Below are 22,021 nucleotides of genomic sequence, written 5' to 3' on the forward strand. Positions count from 1 at the left end.
ATTTTCACGTTGGATTGAATGGTACATCTTTATTGTTCTTCTTTCTTTTCGCCGTCCGAAGTGTCATCCGTGTCCACCCGGATGTAGTCGCCGTTCGGCGAGAAGGTCAGCACGTCCGTTTCCTCGTTGTACGCCACATCGATGCGGAAGCCCGTGTTCATGTAGAGGTTGCCGTTCTCCTCCCGTTCGAGCAGGTAGGTCTCCGGCTTCAGCCTGCGGCGCACGCCCGACCGTCGGAACAGCGTCACCTTGTAAAGTGTACCCTCCCGGTACACCAGTATGTCGGGCTTTCCCTCCGCGCTTTCCCAGTTGCCGCAAATCTTCTCGCGCTCATCTTCGTTTTCTTTCATTACCGTCTCACAGGCTTGCAGCATCAGCGATGCCATGCCTATCAGACCGCCGCACAGCAGCAGCCTTTCCGTCTTTGTCAGTTTGATGTTCATGATTCTTTAATTCTTGTTTTCTTAATCGGTCATACTTCTTTTGTTTATGAGTCATTTTTCTTTTCACCTTTCCGGCATTTCAGCCTTCTTCCTTCCGTCGCTCTGCCACCTGCCGGATGGCGGCTTCCATGTCGCCACCCAGTTTCTCCGCCAGCCCGCGCACTTCCATCTTCTCCGTCTCCTCCGTCGTATAGGCGAGGTACTCGTGCATCGACACCTCCGTGGCATACACCGCCGAGTGCGTGCCCCCAAGTCCGATCCAGACTTCCTTGTACCGCCTTGCCGGGTCGTTGGACTGGTTGATCGAGAGTATCTGCGACTTCTCCTTTTCCGTCAGACCCAGGAGCGACTGTATCTGGTCAAAGCGGTTCATGTATTTTCTCTGGTCAAGCAGTATCTTGCAGTCCGAGTTGTTGATGATGCTCTCCTTCACGATGGGCGATGAAATGATGTCGTCCACCTCCTGCGTCACCACGATTGCCTCCCCGAAATACTTTCTCACTGTCTTGTAGAGGTACTGGAGATAGGATGCCATGTTCGCCGATGACAGGGCTTTCCATGCCTCCTCGCATATCAGCTGCTTGCGCACGCCTTTCAGCCGCCGCATCTTGTTGATGAATGCCTCCATGATGATAATCGTCACCACCGGGAAAAGCTCGGCATTGTCCTTCACGGCATCAATTTCGAAGACCACGAACCGCTTGTGCAGCAGGTCGATGTTCTCCGCCGAGTTGAGCAGGAAGTCGTAGCGTCCGCCCCGGTAATACTGCCGGAGCGTGGTCAGCAGATTGTCGATGTTGAAGTCCGACTTCTCCACCTTGATGTAGCGTTCCTCCATTTCCTTGCGGTACACGTCCCGCAGGTACTCATAGAACGTGTTGAACGACGGTGCGATGCTCCTGTCCTGTTGGAGTTTCAGGATGTAGGCGTTCACCGCGCTTCCCAGCTCCGCCGTCTCCGTCTTCGTGGCGGGTTCGTTCTCGCTTTTCCACAGCGTCAGCAGCAGTGTCTTGATACTGTCCTTCTTCTCCACGTCGAACACCCCGTCGTCCGTGTAGAACGGGTTGAACGAGATGGGCTTCTCCTCCGTGTAGGTGAAGTAGATGCCGTCCTGCCCGTGCGTGCGGCGGTGTATCATCTCGCACAGTCCCTGATAGGAGTTTCCCGTGTCCACCAGTACCACATGCGTGCCCTGTTCATAATATTGTCTGACCAGATGGTTCATGAAGAACGACTTCCCGCTGCCGCTCGGTCCCAGCACGAACTTGTTGCGGTTGGTGATGATGCCGCGCTTCATCGGCAGGTCGGAGATGTCGATATGCAGCGGCTTGCCGCTGATGCGGTCCGCCATGCGGATGCCGAAAGCCGAGGGCGAATCCCGGTAGTTGGTCTCCCCGGTGAAGAGGCACACCGACTGCTCGACGAACGTGTGGAACGATTCTTCCGCCGGAAAGTCCGCCGCATTGCCCGGTATGCCCGCCCAGAACAGCGTCGGGCAGTCCGTCGTGTTGTGGCGGGGCACGCATCCCATGCTTGCCAGCTGGCTCCCCACGTCGTTCCGTATCCGTTTCAGCTCCTCCCCGTCGTCGCTCCACGCCATCACGTTGAAGTGGGCGCGGACGGATTTCAGTCCCTGCGAGTGAGCCTCGTTCAGGTATTCCTCGATCCACTCGCAGTTGATGGCGTTCTGGCGGCTGTAGCGCGAGAGCGACTGCATGTTCCTCGCCGACTTCTCGAAGCGGCGCAGCTCCTCGTCGCTGTTGCCGACAAACACGTACTGGTTGTAGATATGGTTGCAGGGAAGCAGCAGTCCCAGCGGGGCGGCGAACGACAGGCGACAGTCCGAGCGGTCGGTCGAGAGCCGTTCGTAGCGGTAATCCGTTTCCACCGCCGCCGGCAGGTCTTCCGTGTCCGAGAGCGTGTGCAGGCACAGGCGGTTGCTGCCCACGCGCATCTCCTCCGCGCTCATGGCGATGTCTTCCAGACAGTCCGTGTTGCCGGGTGACAGGGCGAGGTATCTTCCTATGATGCCCGTTTCCTTCTCCGTGCCGGCAAGCTCGTCATCGGAGAGCCGGCGCAGCCGGATGCGACCCGAATCGTTCAGGATGCGGGCGAACTGTTCCACCGCCTCCATGAACTTCACCGCCGTCTCCCGGTCCTGTATCTCCTTCGGGATGATATGTCCGCGGCACAGCGTGCTCCAGTTGCTCTGCCGCCTCATGCGCTCTCCTGTCGTCTTGGTCAGGAACAGGTAGCACCGGTGATTGAGGAAGGGACGCTCGTTGAAGTGCATCCCGTTGCTCCGTGCCAGGAAGCCCGTGCCCGTCTTCTTCCAGTCGGGGCGGTATTCCTCCTTTACATACCAGTCCTGCTTGTGCAGCACCGAGTAGTCGGGCAGCACCTTGATTGCCTTGCACCACGTGGCGTGGATGCCCTCGTATTCCTCCGCCGTCACGGTATAGACTTCCGGCAGTTCCACCTCGAAGGCGGCGGTGATGTCCGCGTCCTTCGAGATGATGCAGCCGTGTTCCACCGCCAGCAGCGGGAAACGGCTTTCCAGTGTGGTTGCTTTCATTACGTTTCTCATGTTTTTCCTCCTTTCTTTTTCCGTCTCAACAGATGGGACACCCGTCTGCGGTGGATCAGGTAGCGGGGGCGCATCCGTGCCGCACCCAGTTTCATCAGCCCGTGTTCCCCGTACTTCGCATTCAGCCGGAACGTGAGCCACACCACGGCGGAAGCCGCTGTGATGCCGAAGCCGATGCAGAGCCACTGGCCAGCACCAGCCGTGTACAGGATGACAAACAGGATGAAGGCGGCGAGCAGCCCGCCTGCAAACAGGAACAGATATTGTGCCTTCAGCCCCTTGAACTCCACCGGACGACCGATGCCCTTGTTTACCGGGTATTTTTCGCGCTTAGCGCTCAACAATTCGTCAGTCATTGTCCTTATACCTTATATTATATATGTATGGGAAACGCCTGTTTAGAGGAAAAACGAGCGCAGGATGGTCGCACTTACTATCAGGAAGATGCAGGCTCCGAACCAGCTTGCGGCGGTCTTGCTCGTGTCCGGGTCGCCCGACGAGAACTTGCTATAGACCTTGATGCCCCCGATAAGGCCCACCACTGCACCGATGGCGTAGATGAGTTTCGTAGCCGGTTCAAAATACGAGGTCACCATACTGGTTGCTTCGGTGATGCCCGCCATGCCGTTGCCCTGAGCGAAGGCGGAGATGTTGGCAGCCGTCAGAAGGACTGCCAGAATGATTTGTTTTTTCTTCGATGTTTCTGTCATAATCTTTTCTTGTTTTTGTGCCTCCGGGTCGGATATTCCCTTCGGCGGTTGATACTTTTTTTATTCTTGCGGCTTCGGATAAAGCCGGCTTACGGATTTTCATACATAGTCACGGATGTTGAAGTTCTCGTATTCCTTCCGTACAGCCGCTTTCATTCTTGTTTTCTTCTCTGCGGGCTGGATGCTTGCAAGATAGGTTTCCACCATTTCCGACACCCTTGCCTCGTAGCGGGCATTGTTTCGCCGGAACATGTTGTAGAACTCCGTCCCTTCCAGCTCGTGGAATACCTTGCCCGCCTGCAGGACATCGGATTCCCTTGCCTTCGGGTCCTTCACCGCCCTTGCCGCACGGTCAATTTCGTCAAAGGTACTTCCGCTTGCCTCTGGCGGTTCCCCGTCAAACTCCCCGTCCGTGTCGTGGACGCGGTTGTCCCTGAAAACCTCGTCCAGATCTTCATCGGGCACTTGGCGCGACGGCTTTGTTTCCGCTGTGTGGCTGCCGGCGGTTTCCATTTCGTCAGCAAAGGTAACGTCCTTCTCGTCCACCGCCTCGCTTTGCTTTTCCGTGGCCGCATTTGGCATCGGTGCGGTAGCCTGTGGCTTCGTTTCCGGCATGCTGAACCGGCTCTTGCCCATCATATCATCGGGCGGTCTTTGATGCGCGTTCCAGGCATCTTTCCTGTTGTCCGCCTTCCGTGCCTCTTTGTGTTCCCATGTCAGATAAAACAGAATCCACAGGTTGCACACCATCATCAGGATCAACAGCAGCGTCACCATTGTCTGATCGTTACCGGTTCGACGACATCATGTTTTTTCTCCCTGCATGGGTTTTCCTGCTCCGTACTGTGGCGTGCAAGGTGTTCGGTGCCTTCCGGCTTGTGGTACTTGCCCTTATAGGCTTCCTCATTCTGTTTTCTTCTGAAAAAGTGGATGTTCAGTTTCATTCTGTCCTTACTTTTTTATGTGATACAATGTTTTCTTCAAATCAGGTTGTCCCTGTTGCGGCGGTACAGGTCGTTGATTTCGTCCTTGTTCTCTTCAAAATGGCGCATCAGCACCGTGTCGATGTAGCCGCCCACGGTTATTTCCTTGCCGGCGATGGTGTTCACTATCTTGGAAACGATGCTGTGCGCCTCCTTGCTGATGTACACGCAGTGCCGGAGTTTCACCTCGTTCCGTTTGAGGAAGGTCGAGCCGTAGTCAGGCTTCTTTCTTTTCGCGGGTTCGCTCCGTGCTCTCGCTTCCGTGGGCTGTACCGCATCTTCCGGTGCGTTGCCGGCATCGGGTTCGTCCGTTCCTTCCCTCGCCGGAGGTCCGCCCATCTGACGGGATTTTCCTATGGAGGCAAGCAGCAGGCTTTCGTCTATGCCCTCCGTATTCAACTTTCGGCTTGCCATGAGGTTTATCCGTTGATGATGGAACATATCTCTTCCGACAGCTCGCGGATACGGCTTCCTTTCAGCATGGAGGCGTCCGGCGGCAGGATGGTCGAGCGGAACACCGACTTGCGGTCGTCCGACGGCTCGCGGCGGAAACGCTTGCTGTCGGGTAGCCTCGTGTCAAGGACACGGAAGTTGTTTTCGGCGAACAGTTTGCCGTACAGGTCGTACAGCCCGGTTTTCTCCCGTCCGTCCACCATCGTCCAGAACAGGGAGATGTCCTTTGTCTTGGCAAGCCCGGTGGTGACGAGGTTGTCGTTGAACATCATTACGAACTGCAACGCGCTTTCCACCACGAAGCGGTCGGCGCTGACGGGCGTGAAGATGTAGTCCATCTGCGACAGCGTCTTTATCACCCCGTCGCTTTTCAGCGTGCCGGGCAGGTCGAAGAACACGATTTCCGGCCGGTACCCTTTCTCCGAGAGCAGGCTGTCCGCATCGTCCAACGCTTGCACGGCGTTGCTTCGGACAATGGGGAATCCCTTGCGTCCCGACTTGCGGAAATGTTCATAAGCGACGGACTTCAGGCTGTCGTTCTTTTCGATGAGTGCCGTTTCCTTGTCGCGCAGCCCGGCGATGCTGTGCTGCGGCTCGTCGCAGTCTATCACGGCGACGTCAATCCCCATCACGTTGTGGATATAGTTGGCTACGAGCGCGGTAACGGTCGATTTGCCGACCCCGCCTTTCTGTGTTGCGAATGCAACGAATGTTTCCTTGTTCATTTTTCTGTATGTTTTAATCGTTGTTGGTTTATGACTGTGGCGGTGTGTTTCCCCGCCTGTTCGTTTCTCCGCTTCCGCATATATGCGCAGACGCACTTTCTTGCATACCCGCATTTTTACGGAGGTCTTGGTTTGGTTCCCCACCGGTGTGCGGTCGTACGCCGATACGTCAATACGTCAGCACGTATGTACGTCAATGCATCAGTACGTATGTATGTCAGTACGTCAGCGGAGCTGTGTGTCTGTCCGTCCGTGCGGACTTGCCTTTTCAAATGTCTGTTTCCGTCCATGTTCATTTATTTGCCTTGTTGCTTCATCGTTTCTGTCCGCAAAGGAATATACAAATCCGCCGGTCTGTATCGTTTCCCCCTTGCGTGGCAGCATTTGGCTTCGTTCCGGTAGCTTGTGGCGTACTTCAGCCCCTTCCCAGTGCATTTTTACCCCGTACCTTTGCACCCAAGCGGCAGGGCAACGCTCCCGATGCGCACACCGCACCCCGGCTCCGTCCTTCTTTTGGGCAGCAGGAAGGTATCGGTCGCCCGATACCTTTGGGGTTGGTAACAGGCAGGTCTATCCCCAATCCGTCGTGTACGGATTCTTGTGTCCTTAAAGACACAGCAAGGTGTCCTTTGAGTTACTCAAAGGGTTTCCGGTTACTCCCGGAAACGACCTTGCCCCTTGCGGGGGAGGGCTTTCCCTCCGAAGTCGGGAAGCCTGTTTCCTACCTGCGGTATGCGTGCCGGAAGCTGCGCTTGTGCCGTGAAACGAACCACTAAATCCATAATAAAGATGAACAAGAAAAAGAACGTGGATGAAGCGTCCCTCAAATGGGGGCGGCATCCGAAAGAGAGCCGCAAGTCGCACTGCGTGATGGTGCGCTTCGACAATGAGGAATGGCAGAAGTTTCTCGCCATGTATGAGAAATCCGGCGTGTACGCGAGGGCGGTGTTCCTGAAAGCGCACTTCTTCGGGCAACCCTTCCGTGTGCTGGTCACGGACAGGACGCTGCTGGACTACTGCACGAAGCTTTCCGCTTTCCATGCGCAGTACCGCATGGTCGGCAACAACTACAACCAGACGGTCAGGGAGCTTCGCTGCCATTTCTCGGAAAAGAAGGCGATGGCATTGCTCTACCGTCTGGAAAAATGCACGGAGGAACTGGTCGCCCTGACGCGGCAGGTCGTGGAACTTTCAAGGGAGTTTGAGGAGAGATGGTCGCGAAGATAAGCATGGGGACATCGTTGTACGGCGCACTCGCCTACAACGGTCTGAAGGTGAACGAGGGCGAAGGCAGGCTCCTTGCCGTGAACAGGGTCTTCGACGACGGCAGCGGACGGGTGGACGTGGCACGTACCGAACAGGATTTCAAGCGGTTCATGCCGGAGCAGGTGCGCACGCGCAACAGGGTCATCCATATTTCGCTCAATCCGCATCCCGACGACCGCCTGACCGACACGGAGCTGGAACAGCTCGCACGCGAGTATCTCGACAGGCTGGGTTACGGCGACCAGCCTTACCTTGTCTTTAAGCACGAGGACATCAGCCGCCACCACCTGCACATCGTTTCCGTCAATGTGGACGAACGGGGCAGGCGGCTTAACCGTGACTTCATCCACCGTCGCAGCAAGCGCATCACCTCCGAGCTGGAAAAGAAGTACGGGCTGCACCCGGCTAACCGCTGCCAGCTTCGTACCGACAACCCGCTCCGCAGGGTGGACGTATCGCAGGGCGACGTGAAGCGGCAGGTCTCGAATGTCGTAAAGGCGGTCATGGCAACCTACAAGTTCCGGACAATGGGCGAATACCGTGCCCTGCTCTCGCTCTACAACGTCACCGTGGAGGAAGCCCGCGGCATGGTGGACGGGCGCGAGTATCACGGGCTGGTCTATTTTCCGCTATCGCCCGACAACTCATCCGCCACCAACGGTGCCGGGAACAAGACCGGTAATCCTTTCAAGGCTTCCCGCATCGGCAAGTCCGTCGGCTACGAAGCCGTGCAGCGCAGGTTCGAATTTTCCAAAGGGCAGATCCGCGACAGGCGTCTGGCGGAGACGACCCGCCGTACCGTCGCCGCCGCCCTTGCCCGGACATACCGCCGCGAGGAGTTTGTCGCCCTCCTCAAAGCGAAAGGCGTGGATGTGGTGTTCCGCTACACCGACGAGGGGCGCATCTACGGGGCAACCTTCATCGACCACCGCACGGGCTGTGTTCTCAACGGCTCGCGTTTGGGCAAGGAGTTTTCCGCCAACGCCTTGCAGGAGCATTTCACCCTGCCGTATGCCGGTACTCCGCCCATGCCTTTCACTGTTGCGGTGGACGTGCAGCAGCCCGAAGACCGTCCCGTCGTGGAACGCGACGAGGGGTATTCCTCCGGCTTGGGCTTGCTCGGTGGCGACGCTTCGGGCGCACAGGCGGAGGAAGCCGCCTTCGAGCGCGACCTCAAGCGCAGGCGGAAGAAACGCCGCAAGGGACAGGGATTATAATTCAGTCATTCACACTTAAAAACAGAAACAGATTATGTCACAACAGGAAGACGATTTGAGGGCACTGGCGAAAATCATGGACTTTCTCCGTGCCGTGAGCATTATTCTGGTGGTCATCCACCTCTACTGGTATTGTTATGAAGCCGTAAGGCTGTGGGGCATCGAAATCGGTGTCGTGGACAGGGTGCTGATGAACTTCAACCGCACTGCCGGGCTGTTCCATCACATTCTCTACACGAAACTCTTTGCCCTTCTGCTGCTCGCGCTCTCGTGCCTCGGCACGAAGGGTGTCAAGGAGCAGAAAATCACTTGGCGCAGGATTTGGGCAGTGCTTGCCGCCGGGCTTGTGCTGTTCTTTCTGAACTGGTGGATATTGTCCCTGCCGCTCCCGGTGGAGGCGGTCGCCGGTTTTTACACCGCTTCGATGGCGGCGGGCTATGTCTGCCTGCTTATGGCAGGCACATGGATGAGCCGCCTCTTGCGTACCAACCTTATGGAAGACGTGTTCAATGTGGAAAACGAGAGCTTCATGCAGGAAACCCGCCTCATGGAGAACGAGTATTCCGTCAATCTGCCCACCCGCTTTTATTACAAGAAGAAGTGGAACGACGGATTTATCAACGTGGTAAACCCGTTCCGTGCTTCCATCGTGCTGGGTACGCCGGGTAGCGGCAAGTCGTATGCTGTGGTAAATTCTTTCATCAAGCAACAGATTGAAAAGGGTTTCGCACTCTATATCTATGACTTCAAATTCAGCGACTTGTCCACCATCGCCTACAACCACCTGTTGAATCATCCGGACGGATACAAGGTCAGGCCGAAGTTCTACGTGATCAACTTCGACGACCCGCGCCGTTCGCACCGCTGCAATCCAATCCATCCGGATTTCATGGAGGACATCACCGATGCCTACGAGAGTGCCTACACGATAATGCTCAATTTGAACAAGACGTGGGTGCAGAAACAAGGCGACTTCTTCGTGGAGTCGCCGATTATCCTGTTCGCCGCAGTGATATGGTTTTTGCGCATCTATCAGGACGGAAAGTATTGCACCTTTCCCCATGCCATCGAACTGCTCAACCGCCGTTACGAGGACGTGTTTCCCATGCTGACCAGCTATCCCGAACTGGAGAACTACCTTTCCCCGTTCATGGACGCATGGCAGGGCGGAGCGATGGAGCAGCTCGCCGGGCAGATAGCCTCGGCGAAGATTCCGCTCTCGCGCATGATTTCCCCGCAGCTCTACTGGGTCATGTCCGACAGCGAGTTCACGCTCGACATAAACAACCCCGACGAGCCGAAGATTCTCTGTGTCGGCAACAATCCCGACCGCCAGAACATCTACGGGGCGGCATTGGGGCTGTACAACTCGCGCATCGTCAAGCTCGTGAACAAGAAGGGCAGACTCAAGTCCTCCATCATCATCGACGAGCTGCCCACGATTTACTTCAAGGGGCTGGACAACCTGATTGCCACCGCCCGGAGCAACAAGGTTTCCACCCTGCTGGGCTTTCAGGACTTTTCGCAGCTCAAGCGCGACTACGGCGACAAGGAAGCCGCTGTGGTGATGAACACCGTCGGCAACATCTTTTCCGGGCAGGTCGTGGGTGAGACTGCCAAGAACCTGTCCGAACGTTTCGGAAAAATCTTGCAGAAGCGGCAGAGCATCACCATCAACCGCGAGGACAAGTCCACCTCCATCAACACGCAGATGGAGAGCCTTATCCCGGCGAGCAAGATTTCCACGCTCACGCAGGGCATGTTCGTGGGGGCGGTTGCCGACAATTTCAGCGAGCGCATTGAACAGAAGATTTTCCATTGCGAGATTGTAGTCGATGCCGAGAAGGTCAAGCGTGAGGAACAGGCTTACAAGCCTATTCCCGTCATCACGGACTTTACCGATGCCGGCGGCAACGACCGCATGAAGGAGATGATTCAGGAGAACTACAACCGCATCCGTGCCGAGGTCCGGCAGATTGTCGCCGACGAGTTGCAGCGCATACAGTCCGACCCCGAACTGCAATACCTCTTGCAGAACAAGTAACGCGTCGCAGACGAAAAAAGGAAAATCCGTAACACGGTTGAACATTCAGCCGGATTACGGATTTTCTTTTCTATATCATTATGTTTATTGTGTTCGCAGCAGTATCAGGTCGAAATACATCAGCCGGGTGTGCATGGGCTGCATGACTGATTGTTCTTCTGCCGTTCTCCTGCCGTGCAGGAAAGTCCATTCCTCTTCCTCTGTGGAAAACAGGAACTTGAAGCCGTTCCGCTGATAAAAATCAAATATCTTCGGATTGTTCAGGGCATCCACCACTATATAGCGGCATCCGGTTTTGTTCAATGGCTCGATGAACCATGACTTGATGGCATCCAGTATCTCATCGCCGATATGCTGTCCCATATAGCCGTCACTGACGGCAAGCTGCCCCACCAGCACCGCAGGATATTGGGGACGGCGTTTCTCGTTGGGGATGTTACGGTTGAGCCTGTTACGCCGGCTGCTCGGGAGCAGGTCTGCACGGATACTCGAATTGGCTACGGTGAAAGCTCCGACGATGCGATGCTTGTCTTGCTCCACGAAGCAGTAGGACTTTCCCAAAAGCTGGTAGGCATAATCCGCATACTCTCTCGTGAAGAACTCGGTTATATCCCTGTCCTTGCACAAGAAGCCGCCGCATTCGCGCAGCACGTCTTCATTCAGCTCACAGAACTCACAATACTCCAGCATACCGTCCTATCCCTCCTTATCTATATTGTACAGTCTGGAGCGTTTCAGGATAGCACGCATCTTTTCCACCTGCTTCGTGAAGTCTATGGAACCGCGCCTTTCTCTGGCGTTCCTGTCCGCTTCTTCCACGAAACGCTCCGCCGCCTTGCCGCGAAGTACCGGAATAGGTTTAATTTCTAATGCCATAATCTATTGTATTATAATTGTTTCTGCAAAGGTAAGCAATTTTTCGCAGACTATGACACCCATGCCTCATTTTCTCGTTATCTTTTCCGCATCCGTTCCCGTTCCTCATCCTCCTGCATCCTGCGGTTCAGCTTCTCCGCAGCCTTGTCGAAGAAATAGGTGCGGCTATCGTTTTTCCGCCGCTTGATGTCCGCATAGGTGTTGTAGCACTGGCTTTCCTTTATTTCCATGCCGAACACCTTGCAGAAACCTTCCAGCAGTTCCTTGATGCCCGGTTCACCCGCGTTTACCAGCTTCATGGAATCCAGCCCGTAAATCAGTTCCACCAACTCAGCCATACTGCCCGTCCAACGCATGGCAGGAATATTGCCTGTGTCTTTATTTCTCTTTTCACATTCGGAGTGGATGGTTGTGGATAGTGGCGACACCTGCGGGCGGTTGGAAGGGATATGTTTCTGCATCTTACGTATGAAAGACAGGGCTTTACGGACAAACAGGGCGGTATGGCTTCTCACACCCGCAATGTACTGCGTGTGGTGGTATTGCAGTTCGTTTTCGGCATACGCCAGCGCAATCTTCGCCCCGTCCGTATCGCCGTCATGCATCAGTTCCACAACCGCCCTAACAAAACGGTTGTATGCGGCATTCAGATTAACTGTTTCATCGTTCCCGTCTATAAGACCGAAAAATTCGGTTTCTGTCAATATGAGGTATTTCATATCTCTTTCAGTTTTATGTTATTACACTTGGTTTGAAGTGTGCGCACATAAAACTATGGGACAAATAGCGGTCCTGCGGGAGTGTTTTTCTTTAAGTATGGATATATCACACTGATATTCAGCGAAATATTTGCTGAAAATATTTTTTGGAGCTTTTCCCGACGCCTCATTTTTTGTTCAGAATCTGAACGTACGTTCACTTTTTGAACGCCCCGGGCGTTCATTTTCCGAACGTCACCACCCGTTGGCGGGGTGTTTTCCATCAGCACATCCAAAACATGTTTGTATGTGCCGTTTTGTCCTATCTTCATGCAAATATAGTTTTTTTCATTGAGATAATTCTCATTTTTCGCTCTTTTTCTGCATGATACCGTATTCTTTCATCTTGTTGTACAGGGTCGTGCGGCTGATACCCAGCAGTCCGGCAGTCACTTCGCGGTTCCCGTCCGCCTGTGCCAGTGCCCGCACGATGCGTTCCCTTTCCTCATTCCCGTCTTTCAGCAGCAGGGAGCTGCCTGCCTGTGCCGTACTTTCCACTTCCAGTCTGTCGGCTCCTATCAGCCTTCCTTCCGTCAGCAGGACGGCGGAACGCACCGTCTGTTTCAGTTCCCTCACATTTCCTGCCCACATCCGCCTCATGAGTTCCTTTTCCGCCTCCTTGTCGAATCCTTCCGTATGCCGTCCCAGTTCCTCGTTGGCAAGCTCCCGGAAAAACTCCGCAAGGGGCAGTATGTCCTCCCGGCACTCCCGCAGCGGCGGTATCTTGATGACGAACTCCTTCAGGCGGTGATACAGGTCCCGCCGGAAACGTCCTTCCTCCACTGCCTTCTCCAGATTCTCGTTGGTAGCCGCCACGATGCGCACGTCCGCTTTCCGTTCGCGGGTGCAGCCCGTCGGACGGTAGCATTTGGTCTGCAGCGCACGTAGCAATTTCTGCTGTACCTCAGCGGGCAGGTTGCCCACCTCGTCCAGAAACAGCGTGCCGCCGTCAGCCTCTGCCATGCAGCCCTTCTTTCCGGTTGTGGCTCCCGTAAACGCGCCTTTCTCGTATCCGAACAGTTCGGATGCCGCCAGCTCCCGTGTCAGCATGCCGCAGTCTATCGCGACAAACGGACCTTTCTGTCGGGTACTCTGCGCATGTATCTTTTCTGCAATGTGTTCCTTGCCCGTGCCGTTCTCTCCAAGTATCAGCACCCCTATGTCCGTCGGGGCTACCAGTGAGATGCGCCGGTCGATGGTCCGGAATGCGGCACTTCTGCGTTCCAGTATGGGCATGGTATGCCTTCTTTCCGTTTTGCGTACCAGCTCCCTTATCCTCGGAAGCAGCTTTTCCTGCAGCAGGGTCTTGGGGATATAGTCCTCGGCTCCCAGCCTCATGGAGCTGACCGCCGACGCGACCTGCGCATAGTCGGTCATGATGACAAACGGGTTTCTGATACCTGCTTCCCGCATCCGCTCCAGCACTTCCGTACATTCTCCGTCAGGCAGACGCAGGTCCGACAGGATGATGTCCTCTTCGTCCAGTTCTGCCAGCAGCCTCCGTGCCCCGGCGCAGTCGTATGCCGTGCGGGTCTCGTAGCCTGCCTTCTCCAGCATTCCGCAGACATGGTCGCGGAATACCGGATTGTCTTCTATCACTATTATTCTTCCCATACCGTTCTCTCCATTTCCTTTCGGGCGAGCCGGATGATGGTTTCGCCCTGACCGGTTACTTTTCCGGCATACTCCCTGATTTCTTCTGCCGTCCCGTTTCCGTGGAGCACGTCATACAGCTCCTGCAGCGGTCCTTCGGCATGTATCAGCATCCACGAGCTGCGGATATGGTGTACCCAGTAGTCCAGCCTGTCCCTGTCACACCTTTCCGCTTCCTCCCGTATGGCGGCCATTTCCTTCTCCGTTTCCCTGACCAGACATTCCAGCCTCTGCCTCTTGTCGCCGTATGCGAACAGCGGGCCGAGGTCTATGCGTGGGGTACTGTCCTCGCCGATACATTCTTCCGCGGCTGCCAGCAGTTCGTCGATGGAGAACGGCTTGTACAGCACCGAGCCGAAGCCCGCACCTGCCAGCTCCTCTTTCGTGATGCTTTTCGAGCCGGTCACCACCATCACGGGGATGGTGCGTGAGTTGCCTATGTCCGACGTGCGGAGCAGTTCCAGCACCTCGTAGCCGCTTGCGTCCTGCATCTTCAGGTCCGTGGTCAGCAGGTCATAGTGTCCCTCGCGCAGCTTCTCCGCCATTTCCCCCGTGCTCGTGCAGGTGTCGCAGTGCACCCCGTTCTGCACGAATATGTCGTGTATCATCCCCAGTATGATGCTGTCGTTGTCCAGCGACAACACCGAACATCCGCCCAGTCTTGTCCGCTTCGCTGCTGCCTTGCGGTCTGTCTCATCGGCTTTCTCCGCCTGGGGCAGCGGCAGCACCACGCTGAAGCGGCTGCCCGTGTTCCGTATGTTCTCCACCGATATGCTGCCCTCCATCAGTTCCGCAAGGCTTTTCACTATCGACAGTCCCAGCCCGAAGCCGTCCTGCGTGGCGGCATTGCTCAGCCGCTCGAACGGCTTGAATATCTGTTCCCGTTTGTCCTTGTCTATTCCTCCTCCGGTATCTTCCACCGCAAGCGTGAATTTCCCTCCGGCATACAGGGCGGTCAGTGTCACGCCCCCGCGTTCCGTAAACTTCAGTGCGTTCGACAGCAGGTTGCTGCCGATACGCAGTATCAGGTTCCTGTCGCCCATGACCACCTCGTCAGCGGCGTTGTTCACCCTGAACTCCAGCCGTTTCTCTTCCATCCGTGCGGCAAACTCCGTTTCCAGCGTTTCCGCCACTCCCGCCAGTCTGAACGGCTTCACCCTGACGGTCTCCTTTCCGTTGTCTATGCGGTAGTAGTCCAGCAGGTTCTCCATCAGTGCCCCCATACGCTCTGCCGACTGCCGTATATGCTCCGCGTGCAGCGCCGTTGTCTCCCGGTTCCCGTCCTTCAGTATCAGTTCCGCATTGCCGCGGATGGCGGTCAGCGGTGAGCGCAGGTCGTGCGTCACCGTCTGCATGATGTTCTGTCTGCTTTTTATCAGCTCTTCATTCTCCCGGACCGACCGGCGCAGGCTCTCTATCAGTTCCTCCCGCTGTTTCCTGTCTCTGGTGCGGCGGCGGATGTCCCTATGGACTACTGCATACAGCAGCACCGCACACAGGACACCTGCCGCCGATATGTAGCATATCAGTGCGAATGCCGTCTCTCTCAGTTCCGCCACCCGCATGTGCCTTTCTTCCATGCGTTCCGTCTCGTCCTGTCCGATTTCCCGTATCAGCCGCGAAAGGTTCCGGTTCAGTATGCTGTTGCGTATTTTCAGTGAGTCCGACAGATGGGAGAATGCCTGTTCCTGCTCTGCCAGTGCCGTACGCATCTCTTCCTCAAACCGACGCATCTCCGCAATGTGCCGGGTGTTGGGCGTCGTGCTCACCCGTGTGGTCGTGCGTGCCGGTTCTTCTTTCTTTTTCTTGCGGAACAGGCCGAACAGCCCGCCCCGTTTCTTTTCCTCTTCCGGTTCGGTGCGTTCCGTCACTGTCGTTGTCCGTACCGATGCCGTCTGCTCCAGTCCGGGCAGGTGGCGTTCCAGCAGACTGTCCATGCGGAATGCCGTGGTCGGCATATCCACCATCCGCCCGATCAGCCTGCGTTTCTCGTGCAGCAGCCTTACTACCGTGTCTATCCTTGCCGTCTGCGCCGGTTCTCCGTAGTAGCCTTTCAGTCGGTCTATCACCTCCATCGTGTGCGATTCCCGCCGGTCGTATGTATCCATGTCCGAGTCATCCCACAGCATCGCGCGGTCATTGTCCAGAAACAGTGTGATCAGTCCCCGGTATGCTTCGCTGGCGGCGGTACGCTGCATGAGCAAGCTGCGTTCCTCAGCCTCCGCCTGCTCAAATACCTGCTTTTCGTACCATACAGCTGTGATAATGCCCAGTACGAGCAGTCCCAGTATGAGATAGCCCGACAGGATTTTCAGGTGGAGGGATTCCTTCCATCTTGAAAATGTATTGTTGTTCATGTATTTTCGGATTGTTTTTTAGGCGGTAAGTTAGTGGAACCTTCCCGAAGGGATGTTCCAGATCCTGACAATAATCAGTGCGCGTTTTTATTGGTTCCAGAAATCCATCCTGCGCTTCTCCCATTTCTCATATCCTATGGCTTTCAGTTCGCACGGACTCATTCCGGTCTGCTTCTGGCAGAAGTCCGCAAAATTGCTTGCCGAGCCGAAGGCGTTGCGCTCGGCCACTTCCTTCAGCGGCAGTTCCACCCGGTATTCCATATCCTCCTCTATGCGCCTTATCCGCTCCCGGCGCAGCCACTCCGATGGCCCCATACCGTAGTATGTTTTGAACTTGCGCCGCATCAGCGAATAGCCCATGCCGCACAGTCCGGCAAGTTCTTCCGCCACAAATGTGCGGTGGCTGTAGTGGTTCACTGTCATGCGGAATACCGCCTTGTCCAGTTCCGGCAGCCTGCTCTCGGCGTATGCCATATCCTTTTCCTCTATGCGGAAAATCTTGCCATACAGCTTGTTGCGTCTTTCCCTGAAGAAATAGTCGCATACCCTGTTAGTCATCTCGTTCGTACGTGCATGGCCTTTCAGTGTATGCAGCACGTCGCATAGCACCAGCATTTCCCGTGTCCGGTATTTCCGTTCCCATGCATCCGTCAGTTCATTGCACATGTAGCAGATCACTTCATGCTCGCGTGAGCGGCACAGCATGAGCATCCATGCCCTGAAATCCCTGTCCCTTGCCGACGGTGCTTCCTTATCCTTCCGCAGTGCGCTCACTGCCGCCAGCATCAGCTCCGTGTCATTGCCGTACTCCGCCAGCCGTATTCTCATCTTCGGCAGCGAATGCCGTTCCTTCACCGACTTCCGTATGCTCTCCGCCAGTTCTTCCATCCGTTCCCTGCACACTTTTGCCCTGTATGCCTCCGCAAGCACCGCTTCTGTAATTCTCAGCTTCATCTTTCTCTGTTTTAATGGTTTATAATGGTTTTCCGGCAAAAGTAGCGTGGAGTCGCTGGACTATTGTTCCAAATCCTGACAAAAATCAATGCACGGTTTCTATTCGGAATACATATATCATATTGTCTTATGGGCAAGACTGAATATCGGATATTTAATTTGCCCCGTAATCCGCAGTTATCTGAACTGATAAAGTAACAGCATCAGAATAAGCCCTACTGTTGGTACTATATAACTGAGGCTTAACACCGCCTTGTCTGAATATTTGGTATTGTATCTATTGTTTTGATATTTTTCCAATAAAGCGTTTATTCTTTTTTTGTTGTAATGTAGATAGATGATAGGCCAGGGCAGAAAACAGCCGATTATCCCTATTATTATTCTTGTTCTCCCGGATGTACTGGGTAAAAAGAAATCTCCAGTTAAAAGAAACGACAATATTAGCGCAGCAAACAAATAAACCATTGTAACAACTTCAGCCAATACACATGTTGCCCCAAAACGAGGAAATTCCTCATTCTTGATGGAAATCAGATAATACCTGTAAAACAGGTAATCAATAATCTTTTCCATAAGCTGTTGTTTCTAAATCTTGATTTATTTTTGTCAGTAATAAGTTGGTGAGCAACAGTGTTCTGCTGTTGGTTTTACCATGTTAACGGATTTTTATATTTAATCTCTTAAACATCAAATCATTTTTAGATGAAATAATATTTTACACATCAATATGCATATAAAGAATATTAATATAGGAGACAAATATATTATCCATGCAGGAATTATCTTATTCCATATATTGCCTTTGTATTTCAAAAGTATAGCGGTAGTCCTTTTACGATTGTATCGAATAAAAAATGCAATAGGGAAAAAAATTCCTAACCCCACAAATATTCCTTTCACCTGAATGGGGGTAAAGTTGTCTAATAACCAATCATAAGTCAGTACTATGTTAAAGAAAAGACCTAAAAAGCCAAACAGTATTATACAAATCATCCCTAAAAAGAGACAGGAACTGATACGTGCAGGTTCATTATGTCTCCGATAACCAACATACAACCGATAATACAGATAATCAAAAAAATAATACCTGTATTTCTTACCCTCTCGTATCAAGTTATTTAACTCAAAACGACTTATCGTCTCTTTTCTTTTTTTCATTTTCAATATAATTGTTACTAATGGTTCAGCAGGGAACGGCTTGTCCGTTATCCTGCGTTGTTAGTGAAATATTCTTTCTGTTATTATTTTGTCAGAATAAACCTTAAAGTTATACAAAGACAAGCTATAGACATACTATAAGATAGTATATACCATATAAATAGTTTCCAAATTTTCTGTTTCCTGAATTTCTTAAAATAAGAAACATATTTATCGTTCTTATCTATAAAAACATGATAAGTAAAATATATCATTATACAAAGAATAATTATTAGTAATCCCAATACCATTTTATTATTGAAAAAATCATATACTCCTATACCTGTTTTTAGGGCTATAGCATCCAGTATAGTAAGTAAGATAATCAGTATTGTAAATGAGTTAATGCAAATAAATAAAATAATTCCTGTGTCTGCCATGCTAAGAATTTTAAACGGAGGTCTCTTTTTATTTTCTGAAGACCACATCAAATTATTATATATCTGTTTAACGCTGTTTACATATTCCCAGTAACCATTGCTTTTGCAAAACTTTCGTGTACATGTATTGTCCAGTATAGAGAGGAGAAGCCAATCAATACCTTTTTGTACCTTATGAAAAATCATATAATTACAATAGTATAGCATATTAAAAAACAATTCTATCCGTTTCATCTTAATATGTTTTCGCTAATGGTTTGGTGAGAAACAGCGTTAGCTGTTATCTCAACCTTGTTATGAACTTATTTTATTATAAAAGATTAATATGGCATATAAAATTTATCTGCCATAAACAGCAATACAATTAGAATAATAAACGGTAATATTAAAAATAGAATAGCCCATATATTGGAATATTTCTTATACGATTCGTCCTCTCGAATTTTCAAATACCGTCGTTTATAATGATAATAAATATACAGAATAATCCATACAAGAGGAAAGGCAAGCAGAAAAAGTGGTCCCGGATTAACACTTGTAGCTGCCCAATATATCAAAGCTATATCTACTCCGTAAAACATAATTACAATACTTAACACATCTGGGACATGCCAAGAATCTGAATGTCGGATTAAGTATTCTGTCTTATACCATAAATATCCTAATATTCTATGTATCATATATTGCTACTGTTCATAATGGTTAAGCAGGGAACGGCTTGTCCGTTATCCTGCGTTGTTAGCATTATTTTTTTGTTGTTCCTTCCATTGCAAAAGCAAATCTTCTACTTCTTTTGCACCTATTTCCTTTGCTAAAGCAAGAGGGGTGTTGCCGTTACTATCTTTTATATTAAGATCTGCATGATATTCTAAAAGCAATTTAACCAGTTCAATGTTATTATTGGCAATGGCTTCCATAATCGGATATACTTTATATGTATCGTATGGACTTTGGTAACCGTTTACGTCAATGCCATGCTCCAGCAATATACGGGCTAACTTCACATTAGACAATTTACAAGCGTATGTCAGGAGCGTCAGCCCGTATTCGTCACTATATAATCTGTTATTAATGTCCTTATACCTGGTAAGGGCATATTTCAGTACATCCTCTTTATCAAAGTAAATCGCCGTATAGAATATGTCAAACTCATAAAAATCGTTACCCATTGCCATAGGTTCATCTTTTCCAGCCAGCAACCGTTTTATGGTTGCCATATCATTGTCACGGCAGGCAACCCCCAACGGATAAAGTTGATAGGGTACATCCCGTATAGTATCTTGCCGCAATGGATTTGCTTTCACGCTATCAAAGCAACAAAAAAACGCTGCAAGAAAAAGTAATGTCCAATTTATTATCTTCATATTTACTTTTTTAAGTCGAACATTAATGCTAATGGTTTGGTGAGCAACAGCGTTTAGCTGTTGGCTCGACCTTGTTAACAAAATATTATACCCATTCTAATATTGGGTTAGATTTATGAACAAGATACTGTCTGTTACCCGGAATTGAAAACATTATTCCAGTAATGTAATTTCATACTAAAATTCTTCTTTACTTTCCAATTCCACCTTTCCTCTGGAGTAAAATGCAATGGCAGCCCTCAACTCCCGATGGTTACAAAAATAATCATTCAGATGGATTCTCTCGTTGTAGTTATGGTTAGTACGGAGAAACAGATCTACATGCGTATATCTACCATGCACTACCACATACTGGCAATACAAGATTTTATTCCAAAGCAACAGCTTTCCTTTGGGAGTAGTGATTCCCTGTTCACTGATTCGGATAACACGGTGCCAATGCCTGATACCCTTCACCATGAAATAAAAAAATAGGCCTACGGGAATCCAAAAAATCAGTCTTTCGGACAGCATGTCCCGACAGATCCATATATAGGCGGTACACAATCCGGCTTCCACAAATGTACTGATTTTCTTTCGTGGAATGACCAAAGGTTCAGAAAGATTGAACATACAACTCATACCAATCATAATTTAATACTGTTTACATGGTGTTTAAACACTCCTCTTTTTACTATACTCAACAGAACTTTTGTCCTCTACTTCTGATACATAGTATTCTTTGTTCATAGACTTTCTGTTTTTGTTAATGTTAATGGTTTGGTGAGGAACAGCATTATGCTGTTATCTCGACCTTGTTAACGATTTTATTTCACAATCATTAGTTCATTCCCATACAGATAACAGCCTCTTTTATTCCATATTTTTGAGTAGTCTGATAATTTGTAAATTTCGGGTTTATACAGATTCAACACTTTATCCAAAACTCTCTCTCGGAATATTATTCCATCTCCATATTCTATGCTATTCAAAACAAAGAAATTCTGTTTGATAGAATTGTCTTTCAGTTTCATATCAGGATATACTGTAAAACAAGTACCTAGTTTTTTCTGAAAGTCACTCTGATATGTTATGCCTTTCCCGAAATGAAAAGAATCATTGTCATAATGATTTATACGTAAAGCGTAGTATTTTTTATCCGTTAGAGATTCGTTTTTCTTGTTTACTACCTTGATAGTTGCAATATCATATTTATCAATGAATCCATTTTCTTGAAGTAAAGATAAAAACTCTTCCGATACGATTTTGAGTTTTATACTGTATTTATCAAGAAAATCAAATTGCAAGATTCCCGGTTTTTTGTTGCATACGAGGTATAAGACTGGTGGTAAATTTTCTCTCCATCCATTCTTGTTTTTCCACATCCATTGCCCGTGGTTTTGGAACTTCTGCCTTTTGCTTTCATCGTAAGTATCACAGACATCAGATCTACCAAACTCCAATAATCCTTTAGGCAGTTTATCAATTCCATAGTTCCAAATATAGAGTTCTTCTGTATTCATAATTATTATCGTTAATGGTTTGGTGAGCAACAGCGTTAAGCTGTTATCTCGACCTCGTTAATAATAGAGTTTATTAAAGTAAACATTAAAGTTGGTTGTTAGACTTATAAATAATCCACGTACCATTTATCTTCGTTTAAGAATCTTCTTTTTTTACTATCTATCAAATACTTATTATTTTTTTTGACGACAATATACTGTAGGTATTTGTTGTCAGTTCGTGTTGTCACAAAAAATCTATTTTTCCTGCTTTCTTGCATATCTATTATTTTTTCCTTATTCGGATCATAGACATAACTTCCTTCAACTCCCCATGAGATAGCATTTGGACGACTCATTTTGCGTTCCTTATCTGTGCAGTATTTGTTTATTATAGAAGCTACCCTTTGTTCCATCATACGATCTGCTTCGTCCCATGCCAACTGACTATTTTGGTCTAACTCGTTACAATACTTCTCCCATTCATTCATTTCTGAAATAAAGTTTAGGACAAGTTTTTCAATCGTTTTTTTTGTAATATCATCCATACTTTAATTATCTTTATTATTAATG

The 22,021-nt window shown here is 50.5% G+C and carries 26 protein-coding genes; 3 read left to right on the forward strand and 23 right to left on the reverse strand.

Annotated features, from left to right (window positions below; all coding sequences use genetic code 11):
• Nucleotides 1–29: 29 nt before the first annotated feature.
• From ACDG22_RS13480 to ACDG22_RS13530, 11 genes are all read right to left on the reverse strand, one after another.
• Nucleotides 30–443 carry a DUF3876 domain-containing protein gene (locus ACDG22_RS13480; RefSeq protein WP_270230587.1) on the reverse strand — a complete coding sequence of 138 codons (414 nt, stop codon included), beginning with the start codon at nt 441–443 and terminating at the stop codon, nt 30–32.
• A gap of 79 nt (nt 444–522) precedes the next feature.
• The gene (locus ACDG22_RS13485; protein WP_270230586.1) at nt 523–3,030 is read right to left on the reverse strand and encodes a TraG family conjugative transposon ATPase; all 2,508 of its coding nucleotides are present in this window, start codon (nt 3,028–3,030) and stop codon (nt 523–525) included.
• Nucleotides 3,027–3,386: a DUF4133 domain-containing protein gene (locus tag ACDG22_RS13490; RefSeq protein WP_270230585.1), complete on the reverse strand. Its 360-nt coding sequence runs from the start codon at nt 3,384–3,386 to the stop codon at nt 3,027–3,029. The genes ACDG22_RS13485 and ACDG22_RS13490 overlap by 4 nt, the downstream gene beginning before the upstream one ends.
• Before the next feature lie 42 nt (nt 3,387–3,428).
• On the reverse strand, nt 3,429–3,740 hold the full coding sequence (locus ACDG22_RS13495) for a DUF4134 domain-containing protein (RefSeq protein ID WP_370858923.1): 312 nt from the start codon (nt 3,738–3,740) through the stop codon (nt 3,429–3,431).
• A 99-nt stretch (nt 3,741–3,839) separates the two neighbouring features.
• Nucleotides 3,840–4,517 carry a hypothetical protein gene (locus ACDG22_RS13500; protein ID WP_270230584.1) on the reverse strand — a complete coding sequence of 226 codons (678 nt, stop codon included), beginning with the start codon at nt 4,515–4,517 and terminating at the stop codon, nt 3,840–3,842.
• The gene (locus tag ACDG22_RS13505) at nt 4,511–4,684 is read right to left on the reverse strand and encodes a hypothetical protein (protein ID WP_270230583.1); all 174 of its coding nucleotides are present in this window, start codon (nt 4,682–4,684) and stop codon (nt 4,511–4,513) included. Before ACDG22_RS13505 ends, ACDG22_RS13500 begins: the two co-directional genes overlap by 7 nt.
• A gap of 36 nt (nt 4,685–4,720) precedes the next feature.
• A complete protein-coding gene (locus tag ACDG22_RS13510; protein ID WP_270230605.1) occupies nt 4,721–5,137 on the reverse strand; it encodes a DUF3408 domain-containing protein in 417 nt (138 codons plus the stop codon).
• A 5-nt stretch (nt 5,138–5,142) separates the two neighbouring features.
• A complete protein-coding gene (locus ACDG22_RS13515; protein WP_370858924.1) occupies nt 5,143–5,901 on the reverse strand; it encodes a ParA family protein in 759 nt (252 codons plus the stop codon).
• Nucleotides 5,902–6,017: 116 nt separating this feature from the next.
• Nucleotides 6,018–6,197 (reverse strand): hypothetical protein, encoded by a 180-nt coding sequence (locus ACDG22_RS13520; RefSeq protein ID WP_370858925.1) that lies wholly within the window; start codon nt 6,195–6,197, stop codon nt 6,018–6,020.
• Nucleotides 6,198–6,316: 119 nt separating this feature from the next.
• A complete protein-coding gene (locus tag ACDG22_RS13525; protein ID WP_270230581.1) occupies nt 6,317–6,517 on the reverse strand; it encodes a hypothetical protein in 201 nt (66 codons plus the stop codon).
• Nucleotides 6,518–6,554: 37 nt separating this feature from the next.
• A complete protein-coding gene (locus ACDG22_RS13530; RefSeq protein WP_260401392.1) occupies nt 6,555–6,683 on the reverse strand; it encodes a hypothetical protein in 129 nt (42 codons plus the stop codon).
• 7 nt (nt 6,684–6,690) lie between these two features.
• Between ACDG22_RS13530 and mobA the strand changes: the two genes are divergently transcribed.
• From mobA to mobC, 3 genes are read left to right on the forward strand one after another with little or no spacing between them, the layout of a single operon-like run.
• A complete protein-coding gene (gene mobA / locus ACDG22_RS13535) occupies nt 6,691–7,128 on the forward strand; it encodes a conjugal transfer protein MobA (protein ID WP_040311721.1) in 438 nt (145 codons plus the stop codon).
• Nucleotides 7,113–8,384, forward strand: coding sequence for a conjugal transfer protein MobB (mobB, locus tag ACDG22_RS13540; RefSeq protein ID WP_270673006.1), 1,272 nt, complete (start codon nt 7,113–7,115; stop codon nt 8,382–8,384). The genes mobA and mobB overlap by 16 nt, the downstream gene beginning before the upstream one ends.
• A 34-nt stretch (nt 8,385–8,418) precedes the next feature.
• On the forward strand, nt 8,419–10,428 hold the full coding sequence (mobC, locus tag ACDG22_RS13545; protein ID WP_270230579.1) for a conjugal transfer protein MobC: 2,010 nt from the start codon (nt 8,419–8,421) through the stop codon (nt 10,426–10,428).
• Nucleotides 10,429–10,512: 84 nt separating this feature from the next.
• On the opposite strand, the gene ACDG22_RS13550 is transcribed toward mobC, so the two are convergent.
• From ACDG22_RS13550 to ACDG22_RS13605, 12 genes are all read right to left on the reverse strand, one after another.
• On the reverse strand, nt 10,513–11,055 hold the full coding sequence (locus ACDG22_RS13550; protein WP_370858926.1) for a GNAT family N-acetyltransferase: 543 nt from the start codon (nt 11,053–11,055) through the stop codon (nt 10,513–10,515).
• Between the two features lie 69 nt (nt 11,056–11,124).
• Nucleotides 11,125–11,304 carry a hypothetical protein gene (locus ACDG22_RS13555; protein WP_007565529.1) on the reverse strand — a complete coding sequence of 60 codons (180 nt, stop codon included), beginning with the start codon at nt 11,302–11,304 and terminating at the stop codon, nt 11,125–11,127.
• Between the two features lie 77 nt (nt 11,305–11,381).
• Entirely contained in the window at nt 11,382–12,023 is a 642-nt protein-coding gene (locus ACDG22_RS13560) for an RteC domain-containing protein (protein WP_270230577.1), read from the reverse strand.
• A 53-nt stretch (nt 12,024–12,076) separates the two neighbouring features.
• Nucleotides 12,077–12,334 (reverse strand): hypothetical protein, encoded by a 258-nt coding sequence (locus tag ACDG22_RS13565; RefSeq protein ID WP_270667160.1) that lies wholly within the window; start codon nt 12,332–12,334, stop codon nt 12,077–12,079.
• A 31-nt stretch (nt 12,335–12,365) separates the two neighbouring features.
• The gene (locus tag ACDG22_RS13570) at nt 12,366–13,676 is read right to left on the reverse strand and encodes a sigma-54-dependent transcriptional regulator (protein ID WP_270673009.1); all 1,311 of its coding nucleotides are present in this window, start codon (nt 13,674–13,676) and stop codon (nt 12,366–12,368) included.
• Complete coding sequence (locus ACDG22_RS13575; protein ID WP_270673012.1) at nt 13,664–16,072, reverse strand: hybrid sensor histidine kinase/response regulator; 2,409 nt, start codon at nt 16,070–16,072, stop codon at nt 13,664–13,666. The genes ACDG22_RS13570 and ACDG22_RS13575 overlap by 13 nt, the downstream gene beginning before the upstream one ends.
• 87 nt (nt 16,073–16,159) lie before the next feature.
• Nucleotides 16,160–17,026: a helix-turn-helix domain-containing protein gene (locus tag ACDG22_RS13580; protein ID WP_370858927.1), complete on the reverse strand. Its 867-nt coding sequence runs from the start codon at nt 17,024–17,026 to the stop codon at nt 16,160–16,162.
• Between the two features lie 177 nt (nt 17,027–17,203).
• Nucleotides 17,204–17,599 (reverse strand): sodium transporter, encoded by a 396-nt coding sequence (locus ACDG22_RS13585; protein WP_370858928.1) that lies wholly within the window; start codon nt 17,597–17,599, stop codon nt 17,204–17,206.
• 1,729 nt (nt 17,600–19,328) lie between these two features.
• Nucleotides 19,329–19,967 carry an ankyrin repeat domain-containing protein gene (locus tag ACDG22_RS13590; protein WP_270230950.1) on the reverse strand — a complete coding sequence of 213 codons (639 nt, stop codon included), beginning with the start codon at nt 19,965–19,967 and terminating at the stop codon, nt 19,329–19,331.
• Nucleotides 19,968–20,144: 177 nt separating this feature from the next.
• A complete protein-coding gene (locus tag ACDG22_RS13595) occupies nt 20,145–20,597 on the reverse strand; it encodes a hypothetical protein (protein ID WP_259326310.1) in 453 nt (150 codons plus the stop codon).
• Between the two features lie 176 nt (nt 20,598–20,773).
• The gene (locus ACDG22_RS13600) at nt 20,774–21,469 is read right to left on the reverse strand and encodes an Imm43 family immunity protein (RefSeq protein WP_370858929.1); all 696 of its coding nucleotides are present in this window, start codon (nt 21,467–21,469) and stop codon (nt 20,774–20,776) included.
• A 104-nt stretch (nt 21,470–21,573) separates the two neighbouring features.
• Nucleotides 21,574–21,996 (reverse strand): NTF2 fold immunity protein, encoded by a 423-nt coding sequence (locus ACDG22_RS13605; RefSeq protein WP_117905095.1) that lies wholly within the window; start codon nt 21,994–21,996, stop codon nt 21,574–21,576.
• Nucleotides 21,997–22,021: the final 25 nt, after the last annotated feature.

This window comes from Phocaeicola coprocola, from assembly GCF_041333015.1.
GTDB lineage: Bacteria > Bacteroidota > Bacteroidia > Bacteroidales > Bacteroidaceae > Phocaeicola > Phocaeicola coprocola.

What these genes read in the sequence shown, in the direction of transcription:
- ACDG22_RS13560 (WP_270230577.1), bottom strand. Translation starts at nt 12,023, where the DNA reads ATGAAATACCTCATATTGACAGAAACCGAATTTTTCGGTCTTATAGAC.
- mobA (WP_040311721.1), top strand. Translation starts at nt 6,691, where the DNA reads ATGAACAAGAAAAAGAACGTGGATGAAGCGTCCCTCAAATGGGGGCGG.
- ACDG22_RS13530 (WP_260401392.1), bottom strand. Translation starts at nt 6,683, where the DNA reads ATGGATTTAGTGGTTCGTTTCACGGCACAAGCGCAGCTTCCGGCACGC.
- ACDG22_RS13495 (WP_370858923.1), bottom strand. Translation starts at nt 3,740, where the DNA reads ATGACAGAAACATCGAAGAAAAAACAAATCATTCTGGCAGTCCTTCTG.
- ACDG22_RS13595 (WP_259326310.1), bottom strand. Translation starts at nt 20,597, where the DNA reads ATGATTGGTATGAGTTGTATGTTCAATCTTTCTGAACCTTTGGTCATT.
- ACDG22_RS13570 (WP_270673009.1), bottom strand. Translation starts at nt 13,676, where the DNA reads ATGGGAAGAATAATAGTGATAGAAGACAATCCGGTATTCCGCGACCAT.
- ACDG22_RS13510 (WP_270230605.1), bottom strand. Translation starts at nt 5,137, where the DNA reads ATGGCAAGCCGAAAGTTGAATACGGAGGGCATAGACGAAAGCCTGCTG.
- ACDG22_RS13600 (WP_370858929.1), bottom strand. Translation starts at nt 21,469, where the DNA reads ATGAATACAGAAGAACTCTATATTTGGAACTATGGAATTGATAAACTG.
- ACDG22_RS13480 (WP_270230587.1), bottom strand. Translation starts at nt 443, where the DNA reads ATGAACATCAAACTGACAAAGACGGAAAGGCTGCTGCTGTGCGGCGGT.
- mobB (WP_270673006.1), top strand. Translation starts at nt 7,113, where the DNA reads ATGGTCGCGAAGATAAGCATGGGGACATCGTTGTACGGCGCACTCGCC.
- ACDG22_RS13605 (WP_117905095.1), bottom strand. Translation starts at nt 21,996, where the DNA reads ATGGATGATATTACAAAAAAAACGATTGAAAAACTTGTCCTAAACTTT.
- ACDG22_RS13490 (WP_270230585.1), bottom strand. Translation starts at nt 3,386, where the DNA reads ATGACTGACGAATTGTTGAGCGCTAAGCGCGAAAAATACCCGGTAAAC.
- ACDG22_RS13590 (WP_270230950.1), bottom strand. Translation starts at nt 19,967, where the DNA reads ATGAAGATAATAAATTGGACATTACTTTTTCTTGCAGCGTTTTTTTGT.
- ACDG22_RS13520 (WP_370858925.1), bottom strand. Translation starts at nt 6,197, where the DNA reads ATGAACATGGACGGAAACAGACATTTGAAAAGGCAAGTCCGCACGGAC.
- mobC (WP_270230579.1), top strand. Translation starts at nt 8,419, where the DNA reads ATGTCACAACAGGAAGACGATTTGAGGGCACTGGCGAAAATCATGGAC.
- ACDG22_RS13500 (WP_270230584.1), bottom strand. Translation starts at nt 4,517, where the DNA reads ATGGTGACGCTGCTGTTGATCCTGATGATGGTGTGCAACCTGTGGATT.
- ACDG22_RS13580 (WP_370858927.1), bottom strand. Translation starts at nt 17,026, where the DNA reads ATGAAGCTGAGAATTACAGAAGCGGTGCTTGCGGAGGCATACAGGGCA.
- ACDG22_RS13575 (WP_270673012.1), bottom strand. Translation starts at nt 16,072, where the DNA reads ATGAACAACAATACATTTTCAAGATGGAAGGAATCCCTCCACCTGAAA.
- ACDG22_RS13505 (WP_270230583.1), bottom strand. Translation starts at nt 4,684, where the DNA reads ATGAAACTGAACATCCACTTTTTCAGAAGAAAACAGAATGAGGAAGCC.
- ACDG22_RS13565 (WP_270667160.1), bottom strand. Translation starts at nt 12,334, where the DNA reads ATGAAGATAGGACAAAACGGCACATACAAACATGTTTTGGATGTGCTG.
- ACDG22_RS13555 (WP_007565529.1), bottom strand. Translation starts at nt 11,304, where the DNA reads ATGGCATTAGAAATTAAACCTATTCCGGTACTTCGCGGCAAGGCGGCG.
- ACDG22_RS13515 (WP_370858924.1), bottom strand. Translation starts at nt 5,901, where the DNA reads ATGAACAAGGAAACATTCGTTGCATTCGCAACACAGAAAGGCGGGGTC.
- ACDG22_RS13585 (WP_370858928.1), bottom strand. Translation starts at nt 17,599, where the DNA reads ATGGAAAAGATTATTGATTACCTGTTTTACAGGTATTATCTGATTTCC.
- ACDG22_RS13485 (WP_270230586.1), bottom strand. Translation starts at nt 3,030, where the DNA reads ATGAGAAACGTAATGAAAGCAACCACACTGGAAAGCCGTTTCCCGCTG.